This is a genomic window from Streptomyces sp. NPDC008238, assembly GCF_042956445.1.
Taxonomy (GTDB): Bacteria; Actinomycetota; Actinomycetes; order Streptomycetales; family Streptomycetaceae; genus Actinacidiphila.
In genome coordinates this window covers 446,738-468,392 of sequence record NZ_JBIBGK010000001.1, presented here as the reverse complement: position 1 = coordinate 468,392, position 21,655 = coordinate 446,738, and the positions used below count along the sequence as shown (strand labels likewise).

The 21,655-nt window shown below is 72.9% G+C and carries 24 protein-coding genes; 13 read left to right on the top strand and 11 right to left on the bottom strand.

The window, feature by feature from the left end:
- The first annotated feature begins 214 nt into the window (after positions 1 to 214).
- Complete coding sequence (locus ACFZAU_RS02205; RefSeq protein WP_500550670.1) at positions 215 to 4,291, top strand: discoidin domain-containing protein; 4,077 nt, start codon at positions 215 to 217, stop codon at positions 4,289 to 4,291.
- A gap of 95 nt (positions 4,292 to 4,386) precedes the next feature.
- Complete coding sequence (locus tag ACFZAU_RS02200; RefSeq protein WP_500550669.1) at positions 4,387 to 4,956, top strand: GNAT family N-acetyltransferase; 570 nt, start codon at positions 4,387 to 4,389, stop codon at positions 4,954 to 4,956.
- Positions 4,957 to 5,067: 111 nt separating this feature from the next.
- Here ACFZAU_RS02200 and ACFZAU_RS02195 read toward each other — a convergent pair whose 3' ends face one another.
- From ACFZAU_RS02195 to ACFZAU_RS02175, 5 genes are all read right to left on the bottom strand, one after another.
- Positions 5,068 to 5,223 carry a hypothetical protein gene (locus ACFZAU_RS02195; protein WP_500550668.1) on the bottom strand — a complete coding sequence of 52 codons (156 nt, stop codon included), beginning with the start codon at positions 5,221 to 5,223 and terminating at the stop codon, positions 5,068 to 5,070.
- Complete coding sequence (locus ACFZAU_RS02190) at positions 5,220 to 5,585, bottom strand: SMI1/KNR4 family protein (RefSeq protein ID WP_500550667.1); 366 nt, start codon at positions 5,583 to 5,585, stop codon at positions 5,220 to 5,222. Before ACFZAU_RS02190 ends, ACFZAU_RS02195 begins: the two co-directional genes overlap by 4 nt.
- A gap of 107 nt (positions 5,586 to 5,692) precedes the next feature.
- Positions 5,693 to 6,253 carry a cysteine hydrolase family protein gene (locus ACFZAU_RS02185; protein WP_500550666.1) on the bottom strand — a complete coding sequence of 187 codons (561 nt, stop codon included), beginning with the start codon at positions 6,251 to 6,253 and terminating at the stop codon, positions 5,693 to 5,695.
- The gene (locus ACFZAU_RS02180) at positions 6,229 to 7,977 is read right to left on the bottom strand and encodes an MFS transporter (RefSeq protein WP_500550665.1); all 1,749 of its coding nucleotides are present in this window, start codon (positions 7,975 to 7,977) and stop codon (positions 6,229 to 6,231) included. Before ACFZAU_RS02180 ends, ACFZAU_RS02185 begins: the two co-directional genes overlap by 25 nt.
- Positions 7,974 to 8,423, bottom strand: a complete 450-nt coding sequence (locus tag ACFZAU_RS02175; RefSeq protein ID WP_500550664.1) for a MarR family winged helix-turn-helix transcriptional regulator — start codon at positions 8,421 to 8,423, stop codon at positions 7,974 to 7,976. Before ACFZAU_RS02175 ends, ACFZAU_RS02180 begins: the two co-directional genes overlap by 4 nt.
- Before the next feature lie 186 nt (positions 8,424 to 8,609).
- On the opposite strand from ACFZAU_RS02175, the gene ACFZAU_RS02170 reads away from it, so the two are divergent.
- The 5 genes from ACFZAU_RS02170 to ACFZAU_RS02150 all read left to right on the top strand — a co-directional run bounded on the left by ACFZAU_RS02170 (position 8,610) and on the right by ACFZAU_RS02150 (position 13,145).
- Positions 8,610 to 9,665, top strand: coding sequence for an ABC transporter substrate-binding protein (locus ACFZAU_RS02170; protein ID WP_500550663.1), 1,056 nt, complete (start codon positions 8,610 to 8,612; stop codon positions 9,663 to 9,665).
- 107 nt (positions 9,666 to 9,772) lie between these two features.
- Positions 9,773 to 10,777, top strand: a complete 1,005-nt coding sequence (locus ACFZAU_RS02165; RefSeq protein ID WP_500550662.1) for a FecCD family ABC transporter permease — start codon at positions 9,773 to 9,775, stop codon at positions 10,775 to 10,777.
- On the top strand, positions 10,774 to 11,964 hold the full coding sequence (locus tag ACFZAU_RS02160) for a FecCD family ABC transporter permease (RefSeq protein WP_500550661.1): 1,191 nt from the start codon (positions 10,774 to 10,776) through the stop codon (positions 11,962 to 11,964). Before ACFZAU_RS02165 ends, ACFZAU_RS02160 begins: the two co-directional genes overlap by 4 nt.
- Positions 11,961 to 12,770: an ABC transporter ATP-binding protein gene (locus tag ACFZAU_RS02155; RefSeq protein ID WP_500461793.1), complete on the top strand. Its 810-nt coding sequence runs from the start codon at positions 11,961 to 11,963 to the stop codon at positions 12,768 to 12,770. Before ACFZAU_RS02160 ends, ACFZAU_RS02155 begins: the two co-directional genes overlap by 4 nt.
- A 57-nt stretch (positions 12,771 to 12,827) precedes the next feature.
- Positions 12,828 to 13,145, top strand: a complete 318-nt coding sequence (locus ACFZAU_RS02150; protein WP_500550660.1) for a hypothetical protein — start codon at positions 12,828 to 12,830, stop codon at positions 13,143 to 13,145.
- A 44-nt stretch (positions 13,146 to 13,189) separates the two neighbouring features.
- On the opposite strand, the gene ACFZAU_RS02145 is transcribed toward ACFZAU_RS02150, so the two are convergent.
- Complete coding sequence (locus tag ACFZAU_RS02145) at positions 13,190 to 13,600, bottom strand: hypothetical protein (RefSeq protein WP_500550659.1); 411 nt, start codon at positions 13,598 to 13,600, stop codon at positions 13,190 to 13,192.
- 59 nt (positions 13,601 to 13,659) lie between these two features.
- Between ACFZAU_RS02145 and ACFZAU_RS02140 the strand changes: the two genes are divergently transcribed.
- Complete coding sequence (locus tag ACFZAU_RS02140; protein WP_500550658.1) at positions 13,660 to 14,058, top strand: VOC family protein; 399 nt, start codon at positions 13,660 to 13,662, stop codon at positions 14,056 to 14,058.
- 78 nt (positions 14,059 to 14,136) lie between these two features.
- On the opposite strand, the gene ACFZAU_RS02135 is transcribed toward ACFZAU_RS02140, so the two are convergent.
- Entirely contained in the window at positions 14,137 to 15,294 is a 1,158-nt protein-coding gene (locus ACFZAU_RS02135) for a HEAT repeat domain-containing protein (protein ID WP_500550657.1), read from the bottom strand.
- Positions 15,295 to 15,457: 163 nt separating this feature from the next.
- Between ACFZAU_RS02135 and ACFZAU_RS02130 the strand changes: the two genes are divergently transcribed.
- The gene (locus ACFZAU_RS02130; RefSeq protein WP_499605510.1) at positions 15,458 to 16,093 is read left to right on the top strand and encodes an LAETG motif-containing sortase-dependent surface protein; all 636 of its coding nucleotides are present in this window, start codon (positions 15,458 to 15,460) and stop codon (positions 16,091 to 16,093) included.
- A gap of 131 nt (positions 16,094 to 16,224) precedes the next feature.
- Here the strand turns inward: ACFZAU_RS02130 and ACFZAU_RS02125 are convergent, their stop codons facing one another.
- The gene (locus ACFZAU_RS02125; RefSeq protein ID WP_500550656.1) at positions 16,225 to 16,821 is read right to left on the bottom strand and encodes a GNAT family N-acetyltransferase; all 597 of its coding nucleotides are present in this window, start codon (positions 16,819 to 16,821) and stop codon (positions 16,225 to 16,227) included.
- Positions 16,822 to 17,027: 206 nt separating this feature from the next.
- Here ACFZAU_RS02125 and ACFZAU_RS02120 point away from each other — a divergent pair, with 206 nt between their 5' ends.
- Positions 17,028 to 17,900 carry an alpha/beta fold hydrolase gene (locus ACFZAU_RS02120; protein ID WP_500550655.1) on the top strand — a complete coding sequence of 291 codons (873 nt, stop codon included), beginning with the start codon at positions 17,028 to 17,030 and terminating at the stop codon, positions 17,898 to 17,900.
- Between the two features lie 66 nt (positions 17,901 to 17,966).
- On the top strand, positions 17,967 to 18,893 hold the full coding sequence (locus tag ACFZAU_RS02115; RefSeq protein WP_500550654.1) for a pyridoxamine 5'-phosphate oxidase family protein: 927 nt from the start codon (positions 17,967 to 17,969) through the stop codon (positions 18,891 to 18,893).
- A 6-nt stretch (positions 18,894 to 18,899) separates the two neighbouring features.
- Here the strand turns inward: ACFZAU_RS02115 and ACFZAU_RS02110 are convergent, their stop codons facing one another.
- Together ACFZAU_RS02110 and ACFZAU_RS02105 are read right to left on the bottom strand one after the other, a co-directional pair.
- Entirely contained in the window at positions 18,900 to 19,115 is a 216-nt protein-coding gene (locus tag ACFZAU_RS02110) for a hypothetical protein (protein WP_499605518.1), read from the bottom strand.
- Positions 19,112 to 19,789, bottom strand: coding sequence for an RNA polymerase sigma factor (locus tag ACFZAU_RS02105; protein WP_500550653.1), 678 nt, complete (start codon positions 19,787 to 19,789; stop codon positions 19,112 to 19,114). Before ACFZAU_RS02105 ends, ACFZAU_RS02110 begins: the two co-directional genes overlap by 4 nt.
- Before the next feature lie 166 nt (positions 19,790 to 19,955).
- Here ACFZAU_RS02105 and msrB point away from each other — a divergent pair, with 166 nt between their 5' ends.
- Complete coding sequence (gene msrB / locus ACFZAU_RS02100) at positions 19,956 to 20,423, top strand: peptide-methionine (R)-S-oxide reductase MsrB (protein ID WP_499605522.1); 468 nt, start codon at positions 19,956 to 19,958, stop codon at positions 20,421 to 20,423.
- Position 20,424: 1 nt separating this feature from the next.
- On the top strand, positions 20,425 to 20,937 hold the full coding sequence (gene msrA / locus ACFZAU_RS02095) for a peptide-methionine (S)-S-oxide reductase MsrA (RefSeq protein ID WP_500550652.1): 513 nt from the start codon (positions 20,425 to 20,427) through the stop codon (positions 20,935 to 20,937).
- Between the two features lie 126 nt (positions 20,938 to 21,063).
- On the opposite strand, the gene ACFZAU_RS02090 is transcribed toward msrA, so the two are convergent.
- On the bottom strand, positions 21,064 to 21,579 hold the full coding sequence (locus ACFZAU_RS02090; RefSeq protein ID WP_500550651.1) for a CGNR zinc finger domain-containing protein: 516 nt from the start codon (positions 21,577 to 21,579) through the stop codon (positions 21,064 to 21,066).
- Between the last annotated feature and the right edge of the window lie 76 nt (positions 21,580 to 21,655).

Sequence of the window (21,655 nt, the reverse complement as noted above, 5' to 3'; positions counted from 1 at the left end):
GCGCGGACGGACCAACGACTCTGACGCGAAGCCCGACTCATGTCAATATGTATTCCTAATTTAGGAGAATCCCGGAACGCGGGTGCCCAAAACCTTGACAGGCTCTTCCCGGCGGGTGCATGTTCGGCAACGTTGTCATCGCGATGGCAACGTTGTCATCGCCATGATGCCAGGCCGTCTCGTCATTGAACATCCCTGAACGGAGCCGCTGTTCATGCCGGATATGTCCGCCCTGCCCTCCCGTCGCACCGTCCTCTCCACCGGCTCCACCCTCCTCGCGGGGTTCGGGCTCGGCATGGCCTTCCCCGCCGCCGCCGGCGCGCACGCGCGGCCCTCGGACCCGGCCGGGTCCCGGGGCGAACTCGCCGCGTACCGCCCGGTCACCGTGTCCTCCACCGACTACGCCCCCACACCGGCCGAGTTCGCCGTCGACGGCCTCGACCGGGTCGGCGTCCGCGGCTCCGGATGGCGGGCCGCCGACGGCGACCCCCAGTGGATAGCCGTCGACCTCGAGGCCCTGTGCGAGGTCGAGTCGGTCCGCCTCACCTTCGAGGCGACGGCCGACGACCCGCCGTTCACCCCCGGGACCGGGGGCAACCCCCGCGACAACACCACCGGGCAGGAGATCCTGTCGAGTTGCGCGGTCGCCTTCGTCATCGAGACCTCCCGCGACGGGAAGTCGTGGACGGTCGTGCACCGCACCGACGACGGCAAGGGCGGGGTGGTGGAGATCGCGCTCGCGAAGCCCGTGACCGCCCGCTGGGTGCGGATGACCGTCACCAAGCGCTCCAACGCCAACCCGCTGGGCCTCAACGGCCTCCAGGTGTACGGCACCCCGCGCGGCAGGCGCCCCGAGGCCACCGGCTGGACGGACTGGGGCACCCACCACCGCACGCCCCCGGCCCTGGAGGTCGCCGACGACGGCACCGTCCCGCTGGAGTCCGGCTGGGACCTGACGATGGACGACTGGGCGGGCGGCACCGCCGCCGAGCTGTCGGCGCCCTCCGTGGACACCAGCGCCTGGCTGCCGGCCGTCGTGCCCGGGACCGTGCTGTCCTCGCTCGTCGCCGAGGGCCACCTGCCCGACCCGGTCGCCGGCTTCGCCAACCTGCACGTCCCCGAGGCGCTCTCCCGTCACTCCTGGTGGTACCGCCGCGAGTTCCGCCTGCCCAAGGGCCTGCGCACCGGGGCCGGACGCCGCGTCTGGCTGGAGTTCGACGGGGTCAACCACGAGGCCGAGGTCTGGCTCAACGGCAAGCAGGCCGGCACCCTCACCTTCCCCTTCGCCCGCGCCGCCTACGACGTGACCGCGCTGCTCGCCGCCGAGGGCCCGCAGGCCCTCGCGGTGCGGATCAGCCCCATGCCGCTGCCCGGCAGTCCCGGCGACAAGGGCCCGGCCGGGCTCGCCTTCGTCGACGCCGGCGCGAACATGATGAACCGCAACTCGCCGACCTATCTGGCCTCCTCCGGCTGGGACTGGATGCCCGCCGTGCGCGACCGGGCCGCCGGCATCTGGAACCACGTACGCCTGCGCTCCACCGGCGACGCCGTCCTCGGCGACGCCCGCGTCGACACCGTCCTGCCGGACCTGCCCGGCACCGGCACGGCCGAGGTGACCGTCGTCGTCCCGGTCCGCAACGCCGCCGCGGACGCCAGGTCCGTGACCGTCACCGCCGCGTTCGGCGACGTACGCGTGCAGCGCACGGTCACCGTGCCCGGGGGCGGCAGCGCCGACGTCGTCTTCGACCCGGCCTCCGACCCGAAGCTGCGCGTGCGGAACCCGAAGCTGTGGTGGCCCAACGGCTACGGCGAACCGGAGCTGCACCGGCTCACCCTCACCGCCTCCGTGGCCGGACAGGAGAGCGACCGGCGCACCACGCGCTTCGGCATGCGCCAGTTCGGCTACGAGTACGACGTGCCGCTGACGTTCCAGTCCGGCTCCAACGCCTACGCCCAGACGGTGACGTTCACCCGCAGGACCGCCCGCTACGTGCGCGTCCTGTGCCGCACCCGGGCCACCGACTGGGGCTCGTCGATGTGGTCCCTGTCGGTCGCCGACAGCATGGTGCCCGACCTCGACCTGGCCCTGCACAAGGACGCCACCGCCTCCTCCACCGACGACCCGAACAACCGTCCCGGCAACGTCACGGACGGGGACCCGGGCACCCGCTGGTCCTCGAAGTTCGAGGACGACCAGTGGATCCGGGTCGACCTCGGCTCCGCGGTCTCCTTCGACCGCGTCGTCGTGACCTGGGAACAGGCCTACGCCGAGACGTACACCGTGCAGGTCTCCGACAACGGCGACGACTGGACGGACGCCGCGTCCGTGGACAACGCCGCCGTCCCGCTGCCCTTCCAGACCTCGGGCTCGGCGAGCCTGCAGGACGTGGAGTTCGCCGCGACCACCGCCCGCTACCTGCGGATCCTGTGCCACACGCGCGCCACCAGCTGGGGTGCGTCGATGTGGGGCCTGTCGGTCGTCGACAGCGCCACGCCCGGCACCGACCTGGCGCTGCGCAAGGACGCCACCGCCTCGTCCTCCGAGGGCGACGGCAGCGGGCCGGGCAACGCGGTCGACGGCAAGCCGGGCACCCGCTGGTCCTCGAAGTACGAGGACGAGCAGTGGATCCGGGTCGACCTGGGCTCCCCGGTCCGGTTCGACCGGGTCGTCATCACCTGGGAGCAGGCCTACGCGAAGACCTACACCGTCCAGGTCTCCGACAACGGCGACGACTGGACCGACGTGAAGTCCGTCGACAACTCCACCGTCCCGCTCAAGATCAGCGTCAACGGCGTGCGCGTCTTCGCCCGCGGCGGCAACTGGGGCTGGGACGAGCTGCTGCGCCGCATGCCGGCGGAGCGCATGGACGCGGCCGTGCGCATGCACCGCGACATGAACTTCACGATGATCCGCAACTGGGTCGGCAGCAGCAACCGTGAGGAGTTCTACGCCAGTTGCGACGAGCACGGCATCCTGGTGTGGAACGACTTCCCCAACGCCTGGGGGATGGACCCGCCGAACCGCCAGGCCTTCCTCGACCTGGCGCGGGACACCGTGCGGCGCTACCGCATCCACCCCAGCGTCGTGGTGTGGTGCGGCGCCAACGAGGGCAACCCCCCGGGACCGGTGGACGACGGGATGCGCTCCGCGGTGCGCGCCGAGGCGCCCGGCCTGCTCTACCAGAACAACTCGGCGGGCGGCATCGTCTCGGGCGGCGGCCCCTACGGCTGGGTGGAGCCCGAGCGGTACTACTCCGCGTCCACGTACGGCAGCGGCAGCTTCGGGTTCCACACCGAGATCGGCATGCCCGTCGTGTCGACCGCCGAGACCATGCGGCGCATGGCGGGCGACGAGCCCGAGTGGCCGGTCGGCGGTGTCTGGTACCACCACGACTGGAGCACCCGCGGCAACCAGGCCCCGCAGAACTACCGCGCGGCCATCGAGGGCCGGCTCGGTGCGGCGGAGGACCTCGACGACTTCGCCCGCAAGGCGCAGTTCGTCAACTACGAGAACTTCCGCGCCATGTTCGAGGCCTGGAACGGCCGGCTGTGGGAGGACGCCTCCGGCCTGATGCTGTGGATGTCGCACCCCGCCTGGTACAGCACGGTGTGGCAGACGTACGACTACGACTTCGACGTCAACGGCGCCTACTACGGCGTCCGCAAGGCCGCCGAGCCCGTCCACGTGCAGGCCGACCCGGTCAGTGGGAAGGTCGTGGCGGTCAACCACACGCCGCGGGCCCTGAAGGGCGCGACGGTCACCGCCCGTCTGCTCGACCTGTCCGGCCGTCCGCTGTCCGCGGAGCGGCGCGGCACGCTGGACGTGGCGGCGTCCGAGAAGGCCGAGGCGTTCACCGTGGCCTGGACGGACGACCTGCCGGACTTCCACCTGCTGCGGCTGCGGCTGGCGGACCGGCACGGCGAGGTGCTGTCGGAGAACGTCTACTGGCGGTACCGCAAGCCCGAGCACATGCAGGCGCTCAACAAGGCCGCGCGGACCCGGGTCTCCGCCGACGTCACGGACACCGACCTGTCGGGCGACCGCCACGGGCTGACCGCGCGGGTGAGCAACCGGGGCTCCTCGGTCGCCGCCCTGGTCCGGCTCTCCCTGCTGGACTCCCGCAGCGGCGACCGGGTACTGCCGACGCTGTACAGCGACAACTACCTGTGGCTGCTGCCCGGTGAGAGCCGTACGGTCACGCTGTCCTGGCCGGCCGGGGCGCTGTCGTCGAAGCGGCCGAAGCTGCGGGTCGACGGCTACAACGTGCCCGCGGTCACCGCGCAGCCGTAGCCGCTCGCGCCGCCGTGGCGGCCACCTTCCGGGTGGCCGCCACGGCGGTCCGACGCGCCGGGAACCCGTCCCACATCGCGCACGTCTGACAGGAGGTGACGACTTCTCCAGCCCTGATGCGCCCGGCGCGGTTCGGCGACCTGGCGGCCATCGTGGACGTGCACACGCAGGCACGTGCCGCGTACTACCAGGCGGGCGGCCTGCCCGGATCAGAGATCGACAGCCCCGACGGGTGGGCACGCCGCCGCGCGACCTGGGCGCACGCCATCCAGTCGAGCGCGACGACGGTGCTGTGCGCCGTCGAGGACGCCGAGGTGGTCGGCGTGGTGGCCATGGGGCCGCCCAAGGAGGGCGCGGAGGCCGCGCCCTCGTGCGGTGAGCTGCACCGGATCCATGTGCGTCCGGACCGTTGGGGCCGCGGCGTCGGGGGGCAGCTGCACGCCGAGTTCGTGCGCTTCCTGCGCGATTCCTCCCTGGAGACGGGGCTGCTGGACGCCTGGGAGCGCAACAGCCGCGCCCTCGCGTTCTACACCCGTCAGGGCTGGGTCCCGGAGGGCGGCCGCCGCCCGGGCCCGGGTGGCGTCGACTTCCTGCGGCTCCGCCTCGACCTGCGCGGCCGCGTCGCCGCCGCGGCGTCCTCGGAGGGCACCGTGCCGCTGGTCTGACCTGCGGCGCGTATCAGGGGACCTTGACGCGGACCGCCCCCGGCGCACCGTGGTGCGCCGGGGGCGGTCGGGCCCGGGCGAGCGACCGCCGGAGGCCGCCCGCGTCAGGGCTCAGATGACGGGGGACTCCTCCAGGGACTTCCAGACGGGCTCGACCACCGGCCATCCCGCCGGAACCCTCTTCCGGGTCAGCAAGCCGGTGAGGAAGGCGGTGAAACCGCCCTCCTCGATCAGCACGTTCCTCCACTGCCGGAACGCCACCATCACGGCCCACTCCCCCGTTTCCCTCGGCAGGAAGAAGCACAGGTCGCCGTGGTAGTCGTGGTATCCCCACCCGACCGCTGTCCCCGGGCCGAAGGGCAGTCCGCCGGCGCGTCCCGGTACTGGTCGGCCACCTCCGCCAAGTGCTCGCGATCCTGCTTCATGCACTCGAGCAGCGGCGTCCACCCGGCAGGGTGCGCCACGCCGAGGAACTCCAGGATCATGCAGTCGCCGTATTCGTCCACGAACTCCTTGAAGTCCGCGGGAAGGGCGCCTCCGACCCACTCCTCGATCTCCGCCCAGGCGGCGGCACCGGCAGGCCTCCACCGCTGCGGCGGTCCGAGGAGTTCCCGGAGTTCCGGATCCACTGGCCCAGCCCCCATGCGCTAGGACGATCGACACGTGCGGGGTCCATCGTCACATGCGCGTTCCGACAGGCGTCCCGTCCCATCGAGGCGGACCTCCTCCATACGGGTCAGGGCGTGAGGGACTTGGTCCATTCCGCCACGGTGACGACGTCGGCCTGCCGCGGGAACACCTTCTCCGTGAGCACGCGGTGCACCTCGGGGTCGGAGTCCAGGCAGCCGTCGGACAGGACGGTGAGGGCGTAGTCCAGGTCGGCGGCCTGACGCAGGGTGGAGAGGACGACGCCGCTGGTGGCGATCCCGGTCAGCACCAGGCTGTCGACGCCGCCCGCCCGCAGGACCATGTCGAGGTCGCTGCCCGCGAACGCGCTGACGCGCTTCTTGGTGACGACGACGTCGCCGGGCGCCGGCGCGACGTCGGGGTGGATCTCCGCACCCGGGTCGCCCGCGGCGAAGCCGCCGCCGCGGGCGAGCGCGCCGAACGTCCTGTTGCGGGGGCTGACCTCCGGGTGCCCGGCCCGGAAGCCGATGACGACGTAGAGGACGGGGAGGTCCGCGGCGCGTGCGGCGTCGATCGCCTCACGCACCCGGGGCAGGTAGCCGTCGTCGCCGGTGAAGCGGTCCGTGATGGCCCGCTGGACGTCCATCACGAGGAGCGCGCTGTGCGCCATTCTTGCTGTCCTTTGCTGGTGCCGTTCGTGTCGTCACCGCGACCGCTGCCCGCGGGGGTGTCGCGGCGGCCGCGCAGCGCCGAGGCGAGCGCGGCGATCAGGGCCATGACGGTGGCCGCGCCGAAGACGGTGACGAGTCCGTGGTGGAAGGGGCCGGAGACGAGGGTGGGGAAGAAGCCCGTGCCGGTGAGGATCCGCACCTGGTGCTCGGGCAGGGTGGCCAGCACCCCGCTGGGCCCGAGCAGGTGGCCGATGGGGTTGTCGCCGAGGAACGTGGCGAACAGGGTGCTGACCGGCGGCAGTCCGGAGACCTGTTCCGCGGTCCCGGCGGGTACGCCGTTCGCCCGCAGCCCGTTCTCCAGCGTCTGCGGCAGCGAACCGGCCAGTCCCGCGATCATCAGCGAGAAGCACAGGCCGATGGAGAGCGCGGTCCCGGAGTTCTGGAAGGTGGAGCGCATGCCGGAGGCGACTCCGCGCTGTTCGGGTGCGACGCTGCCCATGATCGCGGAGGTGTTGGGCGCCGAGAACATGCCCTGGCCCATGCCGCTGACCAGCAGCAGCGCCGCGAAGGCGGGGTACGGGAAGTCCACCGGCAGGGCGAGCAGGCCGACGAACGAGGCCGCCACGAGGACGAGTCCGGTGGTGGAGAACAGCCGGGCGCCGAAGCGGTCCGACAGGTACCCGGACAGCGGTCCCGCCACCAGGAAGCCGACGGTCAGCGGCAGCATGAAAATGCCCGCCCACAGCGGCGTCTGCTCGAAGTCGTAGCCGCGCAGCGGGAGCCAGATGCCCTGCAGCCAGATGATGAGGGTGAACTGCAGTCCGCCGCGGGCGATCGCGGTGAGCAGTGCCGCCAGGTTGCCGGCGGCGAACGCCCTGATGCGGAACAGGCCGAGCTGGAACATCGGTTCCGCGACCCGGGTCTCCGCGAGGCAGAACACGACGAGCAGCAGCACACCCGCCGCCAGGCCGCCCAGCACCCAGGGGTTGGTCCAGCCCGTGGGGTGGCCGCCGTAGGGCTGGATGCCGTACGTGATGGCGGCGAGCAGCCCGCCGGCCCCGGCGGTGAAGGTGAGGTTGCCGACCCAGTCGATGCGCCCGGGTCTGCGCGCGCCGGTCTCCCGGAGGCTGCGGTACGACCAGAAGGTGCCGACGACGCCGATGGGCACGCTGATCCAGAACACGGCGCGCCAGTCGATGGTGGCCAGCAGCCCGCCCGCGATCAGCCCGAGGAACTGTCCGGCGAGCGCGGTGATCTGGTTGATGCCGAGCGCCATGCCGCGCTGCCGGGCGGGGAAGGCGTCGGTGAGGATGGCTGCCGAGTTCGCGGTCAGCATCGACCCGCCGACGGCCTGCACGATCCGGAAGCCGATCAGCCACAGGGCGCCGCCTCCGCCCCGCAGCGGGTCGAGGGAGAGCGCGAGCGAGGCGGCGGCGAAGATCGCGAACCCCATGTTGTACATCCGGACCCGGCCGAACATGTCGCCGAGGCGGCCGAGCACGACCACGAGCACGGCGGAGACCAGCAGGTAGCCGAGGATCATCCAGAGCAGGTAGCCGATGTTGCCGGGGGCGAGCGGGTCGAGGCCGATGCCGCGGAAGATGGCGGGCAGCGAGATGATCACGATCGAGGCGTCGATGGTCGCGATGAGCACACCGAGCGTCGTGTTCGACAGGGCCACCCACTTGTAGCGGCCCGCGTCGTCGGCCGGGGTGGCGGTCACAGTTCCTCCGCCAGCCGGTCGAGCAGCGGCAGCGCGTCGACGAGTTGCCGCCGTTCCTCGGCGGTGAACCGCCCGTCCAGCACGGCGGCCAGCCGCCGCACCGACTCCGAGCGCCGGTCCGCGAGCACCTTCCGCCCCGCCCCGGTCACCGTCATCACGACGCGCCTCCTGTCGTGGGCGTCGGGGCTGCGGCTCACCAGCCCGCGCTCCTCCAGCCCGGCCAGCGTCGTCGCCATCGCCTGCGGTCGTACCCGCTCCAACTCGGCCAGCGACCCGGGCGAGTCCGGGCCGTCCCGGTCCAGCCGCGCGATCACCGACACCTCCGACAGGGTGACGTCCCCCACGGCGTGCGCCTGCCGCAGCCGCCGCGCGATCCGCCCCACGCTCAGCCGCAACGCGGCCCCGACCTCGGTCGGGTCACCGGTTTCGAGTGCCTTCGCATCCATATGTAGTAACAGTAGGTTGATCAATCTGATGTAACTGTCCAGAGCCGGTCAAGACCAGGCCAAGAGCGGGCTCCGGCGCCGGCAGACGACGTGGGGCGGACCCCCGGTTGCGGGATGCACACAGGCAGCGCATAAGGTTAGGCTCGCCTAATACTTCAAAGGTGAACCACGTACAGGAGTCTCCACATGTCTCTTCGGCGCCGCGGTACAGCCGCCGTCGCTGTCGCCATCGCCGCCGCGCTGTCCCTCGCGGCCTGCGGCGGGTCCAGCAGCAACGGGAAGGAGGGCAGCGCAGCCGCCTCCGCCACCGCCGGGTCCAAGGACTCCAAGTCCGTCGCGCAGGGCGGCGAGGACTTCGGGGACGCCGCGGAGAAGACCGCCGCCCTGGGCACCACCGCCAAGCCGGGCGAGTGGCCGCGCACCGTCACGCACGCCATGGGCAGCACCGTCCTCAAGGCCCAGCCGAAGCGCGTGGTCGTCCTCGACGTGGGCGAGCTCGATAACGTTGTCTCCCTCGGCGTCAAGCCGGTCGGCCTCGCGCCCACCGAGGGCTCGCCCGAACTGCCGTCCTACCTCAAGGGCGAGGCCGGCAAGCCGGCGAACATCGGCACCATCAACAGCCTCAACCTCGAGGCGATCGCCGCGCTCAAGCCGGACCTGATCCTCGGCAGCCAGCTGCGCGCCGCGGACTCCTACGACGAGCTGTCGCAGATCGCGCCGACCGTCTTCTCCATCCGCCCCGGCTTCACGTGGAAGGAGAACTACCTCCTCAACGCGGCCGCGCTGGACAAGACCGCGCAGGCCAAGGCGAACCTGGCCGCGTACGCGAAGAAGGCGCAGGCCCTCGGCACCAAGCTGGGCTCCGACAAGCCGAGCGTGTCGATGGTGCGCTACATGCCGGAGGGCAAGATCCGCCTCTACGCGAACGACTCCTTCATCGGCACGATCCTCAAGGACGTCGGCATCCCGCGGCCGAAGAACCAGGACATCGAGGACCTGGCCGCCGAGATCAGCGCCGAGAACATCGACCAGGCCGACGCCGACTACATCTTCACCGGCGTGTACGGCGACCCCAAGGCCACCGACAAGTCCAAGGCCCAGGGCAACCCGCTGTGGAAGAACCTGAAGGCGGTCAAGGACGGCCACGCCTTCGACGTCCCGGACGAGACCTGGTACCTCGGGCTCGGGGTCACCGCGGCCAACGCGGTCCTGGACGACCTGGAGAAGCACCTCACGGCGTGAGCCGGTGAGGCCGAGCAAGCCGAACGCCGGGCGCCGGCGGGCCGACGAGCCCGCCGGCGCCCGGCGCCCGTACGACACGACCCGGAAAGAGAGAGTGAGCGCGGCGCATGGCGCGACCGACCCGTCGCCGTACCGCCTGGCTGGCGGGGTGCGTGGCGATGCTGCTGATCGCCGTCCTGCTGAGCCTGGCCGTCGGCAGCCGTCAGATCGCCCCCGGCGAGGTGGTCCAGGCCCTGCTGCACGGCGGCACCAGTGACGACGCCCAGGTGGTGCGGGCGCTGCGCGTGCCGCGCACCGTCATCGGCGTACTGGCCGGCGCCGCCCTCGCCGTCGCCGGGACCGTGATGCAGGGCATCACCCGCAACCCCATCGCCGAACCCGGCATCCTGGGCGTCAGCCAGGGCGCGTCCGTCGGGGTGGTGTGCGCGATCGCGTTCCTCGGCGTGCACACGCTCACCGGGTACGTCTGGTTCGCCTTCGTGGGCGCGGCGGTCGCCGCCGTCGCCGTCTACGCCGTCGCCGCGGGCGGCTACCGCGGCGCCTCTCCCGTGAAGCTCGCGCTGGCCGGCGCCGCGATGAACGCCTTCCTCGCCTCCGTGGTCTCCGGCGTCGTCACCACCGACGCCCACGCCCTGGACGAGTTCCGCTTCTGGCAGGTCGGCTCGATCAGCGGCCGCGGCAGCGATGTCATCGGCCAGATCTGGCCGTTCGTGGCGGCCGGACTGCTGCTGGTCGCGCTGATGGCGCGGGGCCTGGACGCGCTCGCGCTCGGCGACGACGCGGCCAAGGGCCTCGGCCACAACGTGGCGCTGCTCCGCGTCCTGGGCGCCGTGGGGGCGACCGTGCTGACCGGCGCCGCCGTCGCGGCCGTGGGTCCGATCGCCTTCACCGGCCTGGCCGTTCCGCACATCGCCCGGGCCCTGGTCGGTGCGGCGCACCGCTGGGTGCTGCCGGTGGCCGCCCTCCTCGGACCGGTGATGATCCTCGCCTCCGACGTGCTCGGCCGTATCGTCTTCCCGCCCTCGGAGGTGCCGGTGGCCGTCATGACCGCCCTGCTCGGCGTGCCGTTCCTCATCGCGCTGGTACGGCGCCGGACGGTGGTCGCCGCATGAGCCGCACGAGCCGCACGAACGGTGTGGACGGTCCGGGCCCCACGGACGCCACGAGCGCCACGAAGACCGCGCGGGCCGTCGGACCGGCCGTCCCCTCGCCCGCCCCCTCCGCGGTCGCCGCCGCGGTCGCCGCCCGGTCCGTGCGCCCCGCGGGGCACACCGTGCTGCGCCGCGGGCGCGGCAGCTTCCTCGTCCACCGCAGGGCCGTCCTCGTCTCCGCCGTGCTCGCCGTGCTGCTGGCGGCGGCCGTCGTGGTCTACCTCTGCGTCGGCGAGTCCTTCGTCTCCCCGGTGGAGGTCGTCAACGTCCTCCTCGGCCGGCCCAGCCCCGACCAGCTCGTGGTCGGCACGTTGCGGCTGCCGCGGCTGGTCGTGGGGCTGCTCGCCGGACTCGCCTTCGGCGTCGCGGGGGCGCTCGTCCAGACGGTCGCGCGCAACCCGCTGGCCAGCCCCGACGTCATCGGCGTGACGCACGGCGCGGGCGCGGCGACGGTCGCCGCGATGAGCTTCGGCCTCGCCTCGCACACCGCGCTCCCGTACGTGTCGATCGCGGGCGGCCTGGCGGCCTCGCTGCTGGTCTACGTGTTCGCCTGGCGCCGCGGGCTGCACGCGTCGCGCTTCGTCCTCGTCGGGATCGGCGTCTCGGTGGCCCTTGGCTCCCTGACGCAACTCTTCCTCACCAAGGGCGACTTCCTCGTCGCGCAGCAGGCCAAGGTCTGGCTGACCGGCTCGCTCAACAGCCGCGGCTACGACCAGGCCGCTCCCCTGGCGACGGTGCTGCTCCTGGCGGTCCCCGCGGTGCTGTGGGCGGCCAGGGCCCAGCGCGGGGCGTCCTTCGACGACGACACCGCCGTGGCCCTCGGCATCCGCCTGGACCGGGTACGGCTCGGCCTGACCGCGCTCGGCATCGTCCTGGCCTCCGTGGCGACGGGCGCCACCGGACCGGTCGACTTCGTGGCCCTGCTGGCCCCGCAGATCGCCCGGCGGCTGACCCGTACCGCGCAGATCCCGCTGCTGTCCTCGGCGCTGACCGGGGCGCTCGTGGTCGTCGTCGCCGACCTGCTGGCCCGGCGCCTGTTCTCCCCCGTCGAACTCCCCGTCGGGGTCCTCACCGCAGCCGTGGGCGCCCCGTACCTGATGTGGCTGATCGCCCGCACCCGCAGCCGTTCCGGAGGCACCACCCCATGAGCCGTACCAGCCGACTCACCGCCCGCGGGCTGACCCTGGCGTACGAGGACCGCACCGTCGTCGACGGCCTGGACCTGGAGATCCCGGACGGCCGGGTCACCGTCATCGTCGGCCCCAACGCCTGCGGCAAGTCCACGCTGCTGCGCGCGCTGGGCCGGCTGCTCAAGCCGCGCTCCGGCACGGTCCTGCTGGACGGCACCGAACTCGCCCGCATCCCCGGCCGGCAGATCGCCCGCACGGTCGGCGTGCTGCCGCAGAGCCCCACGCCGCCGGACGGCATCACCGTCGCCGACCTCGTGGCGCGCGGGCGCCAGCCGCACCAGAAGTGGTGGCAGCAGTGGTCCGAGGCCGACGAACGCGCCGTCGCGGAGGCGCTGGAGCACACCGGCACCGCCGACCTCGCGGACCGGCCGGTGGACGAGCTGTCCGGCGGACAGCGCCAGCGCGTGTGGATCGCCATGGCCCTCGCGCAGGAGACCGACCTGCTCCTGCTGGACGAGCCGACCACGTACCTCGACATCGCCCACCAGGTGGAGGTGCTGGACCTGGTCCGCCGCCTCAACCACGGGCGCGGCCGCACGGTCGTCGCCGTGCTCCACGACCTCAACCAGGCCGCCCGCTACGCCGACCACCTGATCGCCATGAAGGCCGGCCGCGTCGTCGCCGAGGGCCCGCCCCGCGACATCGTCACGGCCGAACTCGTCCACGAGGTCTTCGGCCTCACGTCCGTCATCGTCCCCGACCCGGTCACCGGCAGCCCCCTCGTCGTCCCCGGGGTCCCCTGGCAGCCCGCGGCCGCCGACTGACACCCTCCCCCGTCATACTGCTTGGCGGAGGCCGGCGGCCTCCGCCAAGCTGACCGGATGACCGCACCGACCGGCCCCGTGATCCTCTTCGACGACGACTTCCACATGTATGTCCTGGCGGACGTCGCCCGTGCCGAGGCCTACTGGGAGCTGCCGGAGGAGTACACCTGCGGATTCGACGCGCGGGCGCGCCCCCTGGGCATGACGGGCGAGCCCTACCGTGCCGCCCTCGAACTCACCGGCGCCGCGCCGGACGAGCCGGAACTGCGCCGCCTCGTCGCCGACCACTACCGGCGCTTCCTCCCCCGCGCCGAAGCCCCGCGGGCCGCCGGCCTCGCGGAGTTCGTGGCGTCGCTCCCCCTCGACGGCAGCTGACGCGGCACCGAGGAGCCGATGCCGCGTCGGTGCGGACGCGATGCTCAGCGGCCGCCGATCTCGGCGCATCGGAGGTAGCGCACCACGAGCTCGACGTCGTCCTCGTAATGAAGGATCCGCAGTTCATCGCCGTCGTGCGTCCGGTAGTCCAGTACCTGCATGCCGGGCCGCCAACTGCTGCTCGTCACGGCGCGTCCACCGACCGGCAGCGGCACGGGGCGCCTCACCGGGCGTGCGAACAGCGCACCGTCCTCGCCACCGCTGAGCTTTCCGTACATGAAGGCCCGTCGGCCCAGACCGCGCCGCCACGACACCCGGCAGGGCACCGCGACCGCCACCCCCGCCTGGGACCGGGCCGCCCGCCCGTGCGACCGCCGTGCATGAACCGCCCTGAACACGCCACCCGTCAGTACCGCGATCACAGCCATGGCGATGAATTCCAGCATGACAACCATTCCCCCCACAGAGCGCCATTCCCACCGAGTCCCGGAAACGGGTCTGCGAGCATTGGATCATGAGCGGAAGTCATCTGAGCGTCAAGGACCTTGTGGTCGACTGCGTGGATCCGGAGCGGCTGGCGGCGTTCTGGGGTGAGCTCCTGGGGCGCCCGGTCGTCGCGCGGATCGGGCCCTACGTGTGGCTCGCGCGGGGCGAGGGGCCGGGCCTGGGCTTCCAGCGGACGGAGCGGCCCACCGCCGGGAAGAACCGCGTCCACTTCGACGTGGCCTCAGCGGATCCGGGGGCGGAACGGGCGCGGATCGAGGCACTGGGCGGGCGGGTGCTCGAGGAGTACGCGGAGGGCGGGTTCCTGGTCATGGCCGACCCCGAGGGGAACGAGTTCTGCGTCGTCCCCGAGGGGCCGTTCGAGCTCGACGACGACGGACGGGCGAGCTACCTGCGCGGCGGCGGCTGATCGGGGACGACGCCGCGCACCCTGCGGCACGTGACCTCCGGCGGGCGCGCCGAAGGGCGGCGGGGGCGGGCCGCGTTCTCAGGCCGTGCCGGGCGGCGCGGCGGCGAGGAGCGCACGCAGCGGTTCCCGCTCGGTGGGGAGCCCCGCGGACCGCAGCCAGGAGACGCGGTTGGCTATGGTGCCCCAGCAGTCGTCCTGGGCGACCAGGGCCCGCAGGAAGGCGCTCTGGGCCTCCGTCAGCGGCCGTCCGGGGGTGCGGGGGCCCGGGAAGGCGCAGGCGAGCAGCGGGCCCCACTCGCGGTCGACGGTGTACTGGCTGCACATCGGGGCCAGCGCGAGCGCCGCCGGGAGGACCTCGTCGAAGTCCCGGGCGCGGTCGAGCAGTCCGCGGAGCAGGGTGAAGCGGAACCAGCCGTCGAACTGGGGCAGTGGCTCGGCGAACCACGCGTCGGCGGCAGCGGGGTCGGACAGCGCGTCGAGCAGGGCCGGCACGGCGCCGGGGCCGGTGGTGCCCAGGGCGGCGCAGGCACGCACCGCCGGGTCGGGGTCCGCCAGGAAGCCACCGGTGTCATGGCCCCAGGCGCTCAGCGTCATGACCGCGCCCGCCCGTTCGCGGCGTTCGCCGCCGCCCCGGACGACCCGCTCCAGGCGCTCGGCCGCCACCGGTACGCGGTCGGCGAGTTCGGGCGCCCTGAGCAGATGCGTCACCGCGCCGAGGGCGGCCTCCACGACGGTGGCGTCCGTGTCGTCCAGCCAGGGCGCGACCGCGTCGAACAGCCGCGGCCGGACGGCACGGCAGGCTTCGACCGCCGCGATCTCCTCGGCCCACTCCTCGTCGTACGCGGCCTCGTCGTCGACGGCCTCCTCGTCCTCGTACGCCGCGGACTCGGCGAGTTCGCCGAGCCATTCCAGGAGCGCCGCACGCAGCGGCCGCACGCGGTCGTCCCAGGGGAACCAGCTCTCGTGGACGGCGAGCGTGCGGGGGTCGCCGAGGATGCCCGCGACGAAGAGCGCGGCCGGCGGCGTGGCGGAGTACAACGACCCCTGGTGCAGGACGGACATCTCCAGCCGGCCGAGCGACTCCGCCTGCACCTCCGGGTCGTCGTGCAGGAGGCCGAGCAGGTCGTCCGGGGTGCCGTCGGCGGGCCCGTAGGCGTGGGCGAGGGCGGCCCAGTCGGTCTCCGCCAACAGGGCGGCGGGGTCGGGCAGGGCGGCGGTGCCGTCGTTCGAGGACATGGCGGCAGTCTTCAGCAGGGGTCCGACAACGGCCGTGCACATCAGGCGAATCGGGCGTTTTCCCGCAGGTTTCCGCGTTAGCTGTGGGGTGGCAGTGAGCGGTGTGAAGAGGGGGAGTAGATTGCGGCTGCCATTGGCATCGGATTTACAGCCTGGAGAACTCGTGACCGCATCCCCCCGCCGTGCCTGGTACCGCCCCGGCACCCTGATAGCAGCAGCCGCGACCGGCGTCATCGGTCTCGGCCTGTGCGCCACCCCGGCGTCCGCCCACACCCCCAACTGGAGCGCGGACTGCTCCAAGGTGGAGGTGCACCTGAAGGCGTACAACGGCGGCGTCAAGAACACCGTCACGATCACCGCGGACGGCAAGGACCTGCTGACGGAGACCTTCGGGTCCTCCTTCGACCAGTCGGTCGACCTTCCGGCGCACAGCGCCGAGGTGAAGCTCCACCTCAGCGTGAAGGCCGGCGACGGCGACCGCTACTCGTTCGAGGACGACAAGACCGCCCCGGTCTGCGAGGGTCAGAACACGCCCACGCCGACCCCGACCCCCACCCCGACGGAGACGAAGACCACCGAGTCTCCCAAGCCCAGCGAGGCGCCCAGCGAGTCGGCCGGCACGGCCCCCTCCGCTGCGCCCTCCACCCCCTCCACCGACGAGTCCCCGGCCGGCGACCTCGCCGAGACCGGTGCCTCCAGCTCCACCCCGCTCCTCGCGGGTGGTGCGGCCGTCGCGCTGCTCGCCGGCGGCGGTCTGCTCTTCGCGAACCGCAAGCGTCGCGCAGCGGCCCGTCACTGACCCAGGTCAGTGACGGCGGCGCGGTGACGCGCCGTGTGTGACACAAGGGTGCCGGACCGTGCTCCGTACGGTCCGGCACCCGGCTTTTCCGGCCTCCTCGCGTGGGCCCCGCGTCAAACGCGGGCTCCGCGTCAGGCCGCCGGCCCCGGTGCGTCGGAGGCCTCGAACTCCCCCTTGCGCAGCCGGTACACCTGCAGCCGCAGGTCGTAGTACTTCTCGGTCTCCCCCACCCATTCCATGCCGACGCTGCGGGCGGTGGCGGCGCCGCGGTCGTTGCGCGGGCGGACGACGGCGAAGAGTTCGTCGACGCCGGAGGCGAAGGCGTAACGCGCCAGGGCGCGTCCGGCCTCGGTGGCCAGGCCCCGGCCCCAGAACGGGTGGGCGAGCTGCCAGCCGATCTCGAGGTCGACGCCGTACGGCGGAAGCGGCAGGACGGCGGCTCCGCCGACGAGTTCGCCGGTCTCGCGCAGTTCGACCGCCCAGCGTCCGGCCGGCCGTTCCAGAGCGGCGCCCTCCTCGTCCCAGGAGCGCATCAGCTCGCGCATGGACTCCTCGTCGGCCTGCCGGGTCATCGCCGGGGCCAGCCAGCGCGTCACGTCGTCCGTCCCGTAGACGGCCAGTGCCGCTTCCGCGTCGTCGGCGCGCCACGGCCTCAGGACGAGCCGGGGGGTGACGATCCGGGTTTCCTCGTTGCCCTTCGCGCGCTGCGCCGTGGCCGTACCAGTCATCTGCGTCTTCCGTCCCTGTCGCGGGCTCCGCCGGCCGTACGTCCGGCGGGCGCCCGAAGTCCCCTGTGACCATGCACAACACCAGGGGGCCGCGATCGCTTCCCACCCGCGCCGGCCCGGCTCCGGGCTAACCCTCATCACTCGCTTGACAGGTTACCCCGATCCTGTTTGCATGTAACCGTTGAAGCGAATCGAAGGGGTTAGACATGGTCACCGTGCACCACCGCTGGACCGAGGTACAGGGGCACCGGCTCTTCTACCGGGAGGCGGGCCCGGCGGACGCGCCCGTCATCGTGCTCCTCCACGGCTTCCCGACCAGCTCGTTCATGTTCCGCGAGCTGATCCCGAGGCTCGCCGGCCGCTACCGCGTCATCGCTCCGGACCACCTCGGCTTCGGGTTCTCCGACGCCCCCGGCACCGACGAGTTCGCGTACTCCTTCGACGCCCTCACCGGCCTCACCAAGGGCCTGCTCGACGGGCTCGGCGTCACGCGCTACGCGCTCTACGTGCAGGACTACGGAGCGCCGATCGGCTGGCGCCTCGCGCTGGGCGACCCCGGCGCCGTCACCGCGATCGTCACCCAGAACGGCAACGGCTACGAGGCGGGGCTCGTCAAGGAGTTCTGGGACGACGTCCGCGCCTACCAGCGCGCGCAGACCCCCGAGACCGAGGCGGGCGTCCGCACGGCGCTGAGCCTGGAGGGCATCAAGTGGCAGTACGTCACCGGAGTGCCGGACGAGACCGCCGTCAGCCCCGACACCTGGCACCACGACTTCCAGCTGGTCTCCCGGCCCGGCAACGACCTCGTGCAGCTCGCGCTCTTCCGCGACTACGCCACGAACTTCCCGCTCTACCCGCGCCTGCACGAGTACCTGCGCAGCCACCCCGTGCCGGTGCTCGCGGTCTGGGGTGAGAACGACCCCGTCTTCGGCCCCGAGGGCGCCCGGGCGTTCGCCGACGACGCGCAGCGGGCGGAGGTGCACCTGCTCGACGGGGGCCACTTCCTCCTCGAGACCCACGTCGAGCCCGTCGCGAAACTGGTCCTGGGCTTCCTCGACGGGGCCGGCCTCCCGCGCTGAGCCCCGCGCCCCACAGGCCCCCACCCCCGCACCCCACACACCGCACGTACGACGATTGCGAGGGCCATGACCCGCCACACCGGCTTCCACGAGGGAGAACTGGCCGTCCAGCGACGGGCCGGCGTCGCAGAGGAGGCCGCGCGCCTGCGGGGCATGCTCGACCCGCCGCGCCTCGGCGGCGGAGTGGCGCTCTTCCTCGCCGACCGCGACCTGGCCGTGCTCGGCGCACACGACGAGGAGGGTCGCCTGTGGGCCTCCCCGCTCACGGGCGCCCCCGGCTTCCTCACCACCCGGGGCGACACCGTACGGGTCGCGGCCCGTCCCGGCGCGGGCGACCCGCTCGCCGGACTTCCCGCCGGCGGGGCGGCGGCCCTGATCGTGATCGACTTCGCGAACCGCCGCCGGCTGCGTCTCAACGGCACCCTCGCCTCGGCCGGCGACGCCGGCCTCGACCTCGCCGTCGACCAGGCGTACGGGAACTGCCCCCAGTACATCCAGCAGCGCGTGCTCGGGCCCGCACCGGCAGGCGGCCCCGGCGGCGGGGACGCGCCCGCCGGGGCGCGGGCCGCGGACCGGCTCGACGCGGCGCAGGCCGCCCTGGTCGCCCGGGTCGACACCTTCTTCCTCGGCACCGCCCACCCCGTGCGCGGCGCGGACGTCTCCCACCGGGGCGGCCCGCCGGGCTTCGTCCGGGTGACGGAGGACGGCGGCCTGTGGTGGCCGGACTACCCGGGCAACAACATGTTCAACAGCCTCGGTAACCTGGCCGCCGATCCGGCCGCGGCCCTGCTCTTCGTGGACTTCCCCACGGGGACGACGCTGCAGCTGTCCGGCACCGCGGAGGTCGACTGGACGGCGCCCGGGACCCCCGGCGACGACGGCGGCACGGGCCGCCGGGTCAGGTTCACCCCGCGGTACGTCGCCGACGGGCGGGTCCCGGTCCGGGCGGAGGACGTCCTCCCGTACCGGCGGAACCCGCCCCTCACCGCTTGACCGCGCTCAGCCGCCGGTCACCGCGGCCAGCAGACCGCGGAAGTCCTCCGCGCAGGACGGGCAGCCGCGCAGGTGCGCCGCGACACCGGGGTGGCTCCGCTCCGGTGCCGCGTCGGCCAGGAACAGCTCCAGGTAGACGTCCATCAGGTCGAGCGCGGCGTCGCAGCCAGGGTCCAGCGGATCGTTGCGCAGGAGGTCGTCCAGGCCCTGCCATGCGTTCATGAGCGCCTCGCTGTCGTCAGGGGCAGATGTCCGTTGGCTGCGAGCCGGGCGCGGAGCTTACGCCTGGCGTCGAACATCGTCTTGTAGAGCGCGTTGCGGTTCGTGCCGAGCTCCGCGGCGAGGGTGTCCGCGTCGACGTCGTTCACCGCGAGCGCGGTGAAGACCCGGCGCTGCCGCTCGGTGAGCTCCTTGTCGACGGCCTCGTGCAGGGCCTCGACGAGCTCGCGGGCCTCGCTCTGGTGCACGGGGTCGACGCCGAGCCGGTCGGGGAGCCGCTCCCACGCCTCGGGGTCGAGCTGCACGCCGGCCGTCCGCCAGAAGTGGCGGCCGAGCTTGCTCGACACCTCGTGCATGACGAACTTGTACGCCCAGGTCGTGAAGCGGCTGTCGCCGCGGAACTCGCCGATCTTCCGGGTGATCGACAGCAGGGCGTCGCCCGCCGCCTGGTGGGCGATGTCGTCCAGTTCCGGACCGGTGATGCCGTGCCGCGACCCTCGCCGGTTCAGTTCCGCGTAGGCGATCCGCAGCAGCAGCGCGTGCAGCCGGCCGGTCGCCTCCTCGCGGACCTCGCCGTCCGCGGACAGCGCCCGCACCCACTGCGCGGACTCCGCGTCCAGGGTGCGGCCGCCGCGGCCGCCGTCGCCGGCCCGGCCGTCGTTCTCTGCGGAACCCATGCAGCGATCCTAGACGCGGCCGCCCGCCCCCACCTCCACGGCGGCGCCCCGCCGCGCCCGCCGGGAACGGCCGCCGGAAACCGCCCACTCCCGGGAGGTAAGACCCGGCCGTTGCGCGCCACCAATGGGCGTACGGAAAAGAGAGAGCCGCGAGCAAGGAGGGACCGTGACCGGCTACCGCAGGAACCCGGAGGCCGTCTCGCGACTGTCACCGGAGCAGTACCGCGTGACACAGGAGAACGGCACCGAGCGCCCCTTCACGGGCGCCTACCTGGACAACAAGGAGCCCGGAATCTACGTCGACGTGGTTTCCGGAGAGCCGCTGTTCGCCTCGGTCGACAAGTACGACAGCCGCAGCGGCTGGCCGAGCTTCACCCGGCCGCTGGACCGGACCACCGTCGTGGAGCGTCCCGACCCGGGCTACGGGCTGCTGGCCACCGAGGTCCGCTCGGCGGTGGGCGACAGCCACCTGGGGCACGTCTTCCCCGACGGCCCCCGGCAGACCGGCGGCCTGCGGTACTGCATCAATTCCGCCTCGCTGCGCTTCGTCCACGCCGACGACCTGGAGCGGGAAGGTTACGGGGCCTACCTCGGGTTGTTCGACAATGGTGACAGGACCGATTCGGAGGATTGACATGGCAGGACAGACACAGAGGGCCGTACTCGCGGGCGGCTGCTTCTGGGGCATGCAGGACCTGATCCGCAAGCAGCCCGGCGTCGTCGCGACCCGCGTCGGCTACACGGGCGGCGACGTGCCCAACGCCACCTACCGCAACCACGGCACCCACGCCGAGGCGATCGAGATCCTCTTCGACCCCGAGGCGACGGACTACCGGGCGCTGCTGGAGTTCTTCTTCCAGATCCACGACCCGTCGACGCTGAACCGCCAGGGCAACGACATCGGCCTGAGCTACCGCTCGGCGATCTACTACGTGGACGACGAGCAGAAGCAGGTCGCGGAGGACACCATCGCCGACGTCGACGCCGCGGGCCTGTGGCCCGGCAAGGTCGTCACCGAGGTCGAGCCCGTGGGGCCGTTCTGGGAGGCCGAGCCGGAGCACCAGGACTACCTGGAGCGCTACCCCGAGGGGTACACCTGCCACTTCCCGCGGCCGAACTGGCGGCTGCCGGTGCGCGCGAAGGACTGACCGGCCCCGCCTCGCCGCCCTGGTGACGGGCTGGGGCGGCGTGGCGGCCCTCGGCGGCCCGGGACCCCTGTGGTCCCGGGCCGCCGTCGTACGTTCCGCCGGTCGTACGCCCCGCCGGTCGTACGTTCAGTCGGCGGCCGTGGCGCGGGCGCGGCGGTGGTGCCGCCGGGCCTTCATGCGGTTGCCGCAGGCGGCCATGGAGCACCAGCGGGCGGTGTTGGCCTTGCTGCGGTCGAGCAGGAACAGCCGGCACTCGTCGTTGGCGCAGGGCCGCAGACGTCCGGGCCTGCCCTCCTGGAGCGCGCCCCAGGCCGTGACGGCGCGGACGGCCGGCATGCGGTAGGCGGGCGCCTCCAGCACCCAGTCGATGCCGTGCGCGGCCACCCGCGGTACCCGGGCCACGCCGGTGAGCAGCTCCTGGAGGTCCGCGGCATCCCCCTCGCCGCGCGTGACGCCCTGCAGCGCGTCGCGCGCCGCCAGGAGGTGGCGCAGTTCCGGGGCGGTCCCCGTGCCGCCGTGGGCGCGCAGCCAGCGGCGGCCGGCGTCCGGGCCGGCCAGTTCGTCCACCGGGGTCCCGTCGACGACCGGGGTCGTGTTGAGCAGCTCCAGCAGGAAGTCGTCGTCCGTCGTAGCGGCCGTCATGCTCGGCGCCCCCGTTCCCTGGTAACCCTCCATTGCGTTTTTGAAGGTTACACCCGCGGGGCGTGGGGCGCGGCGG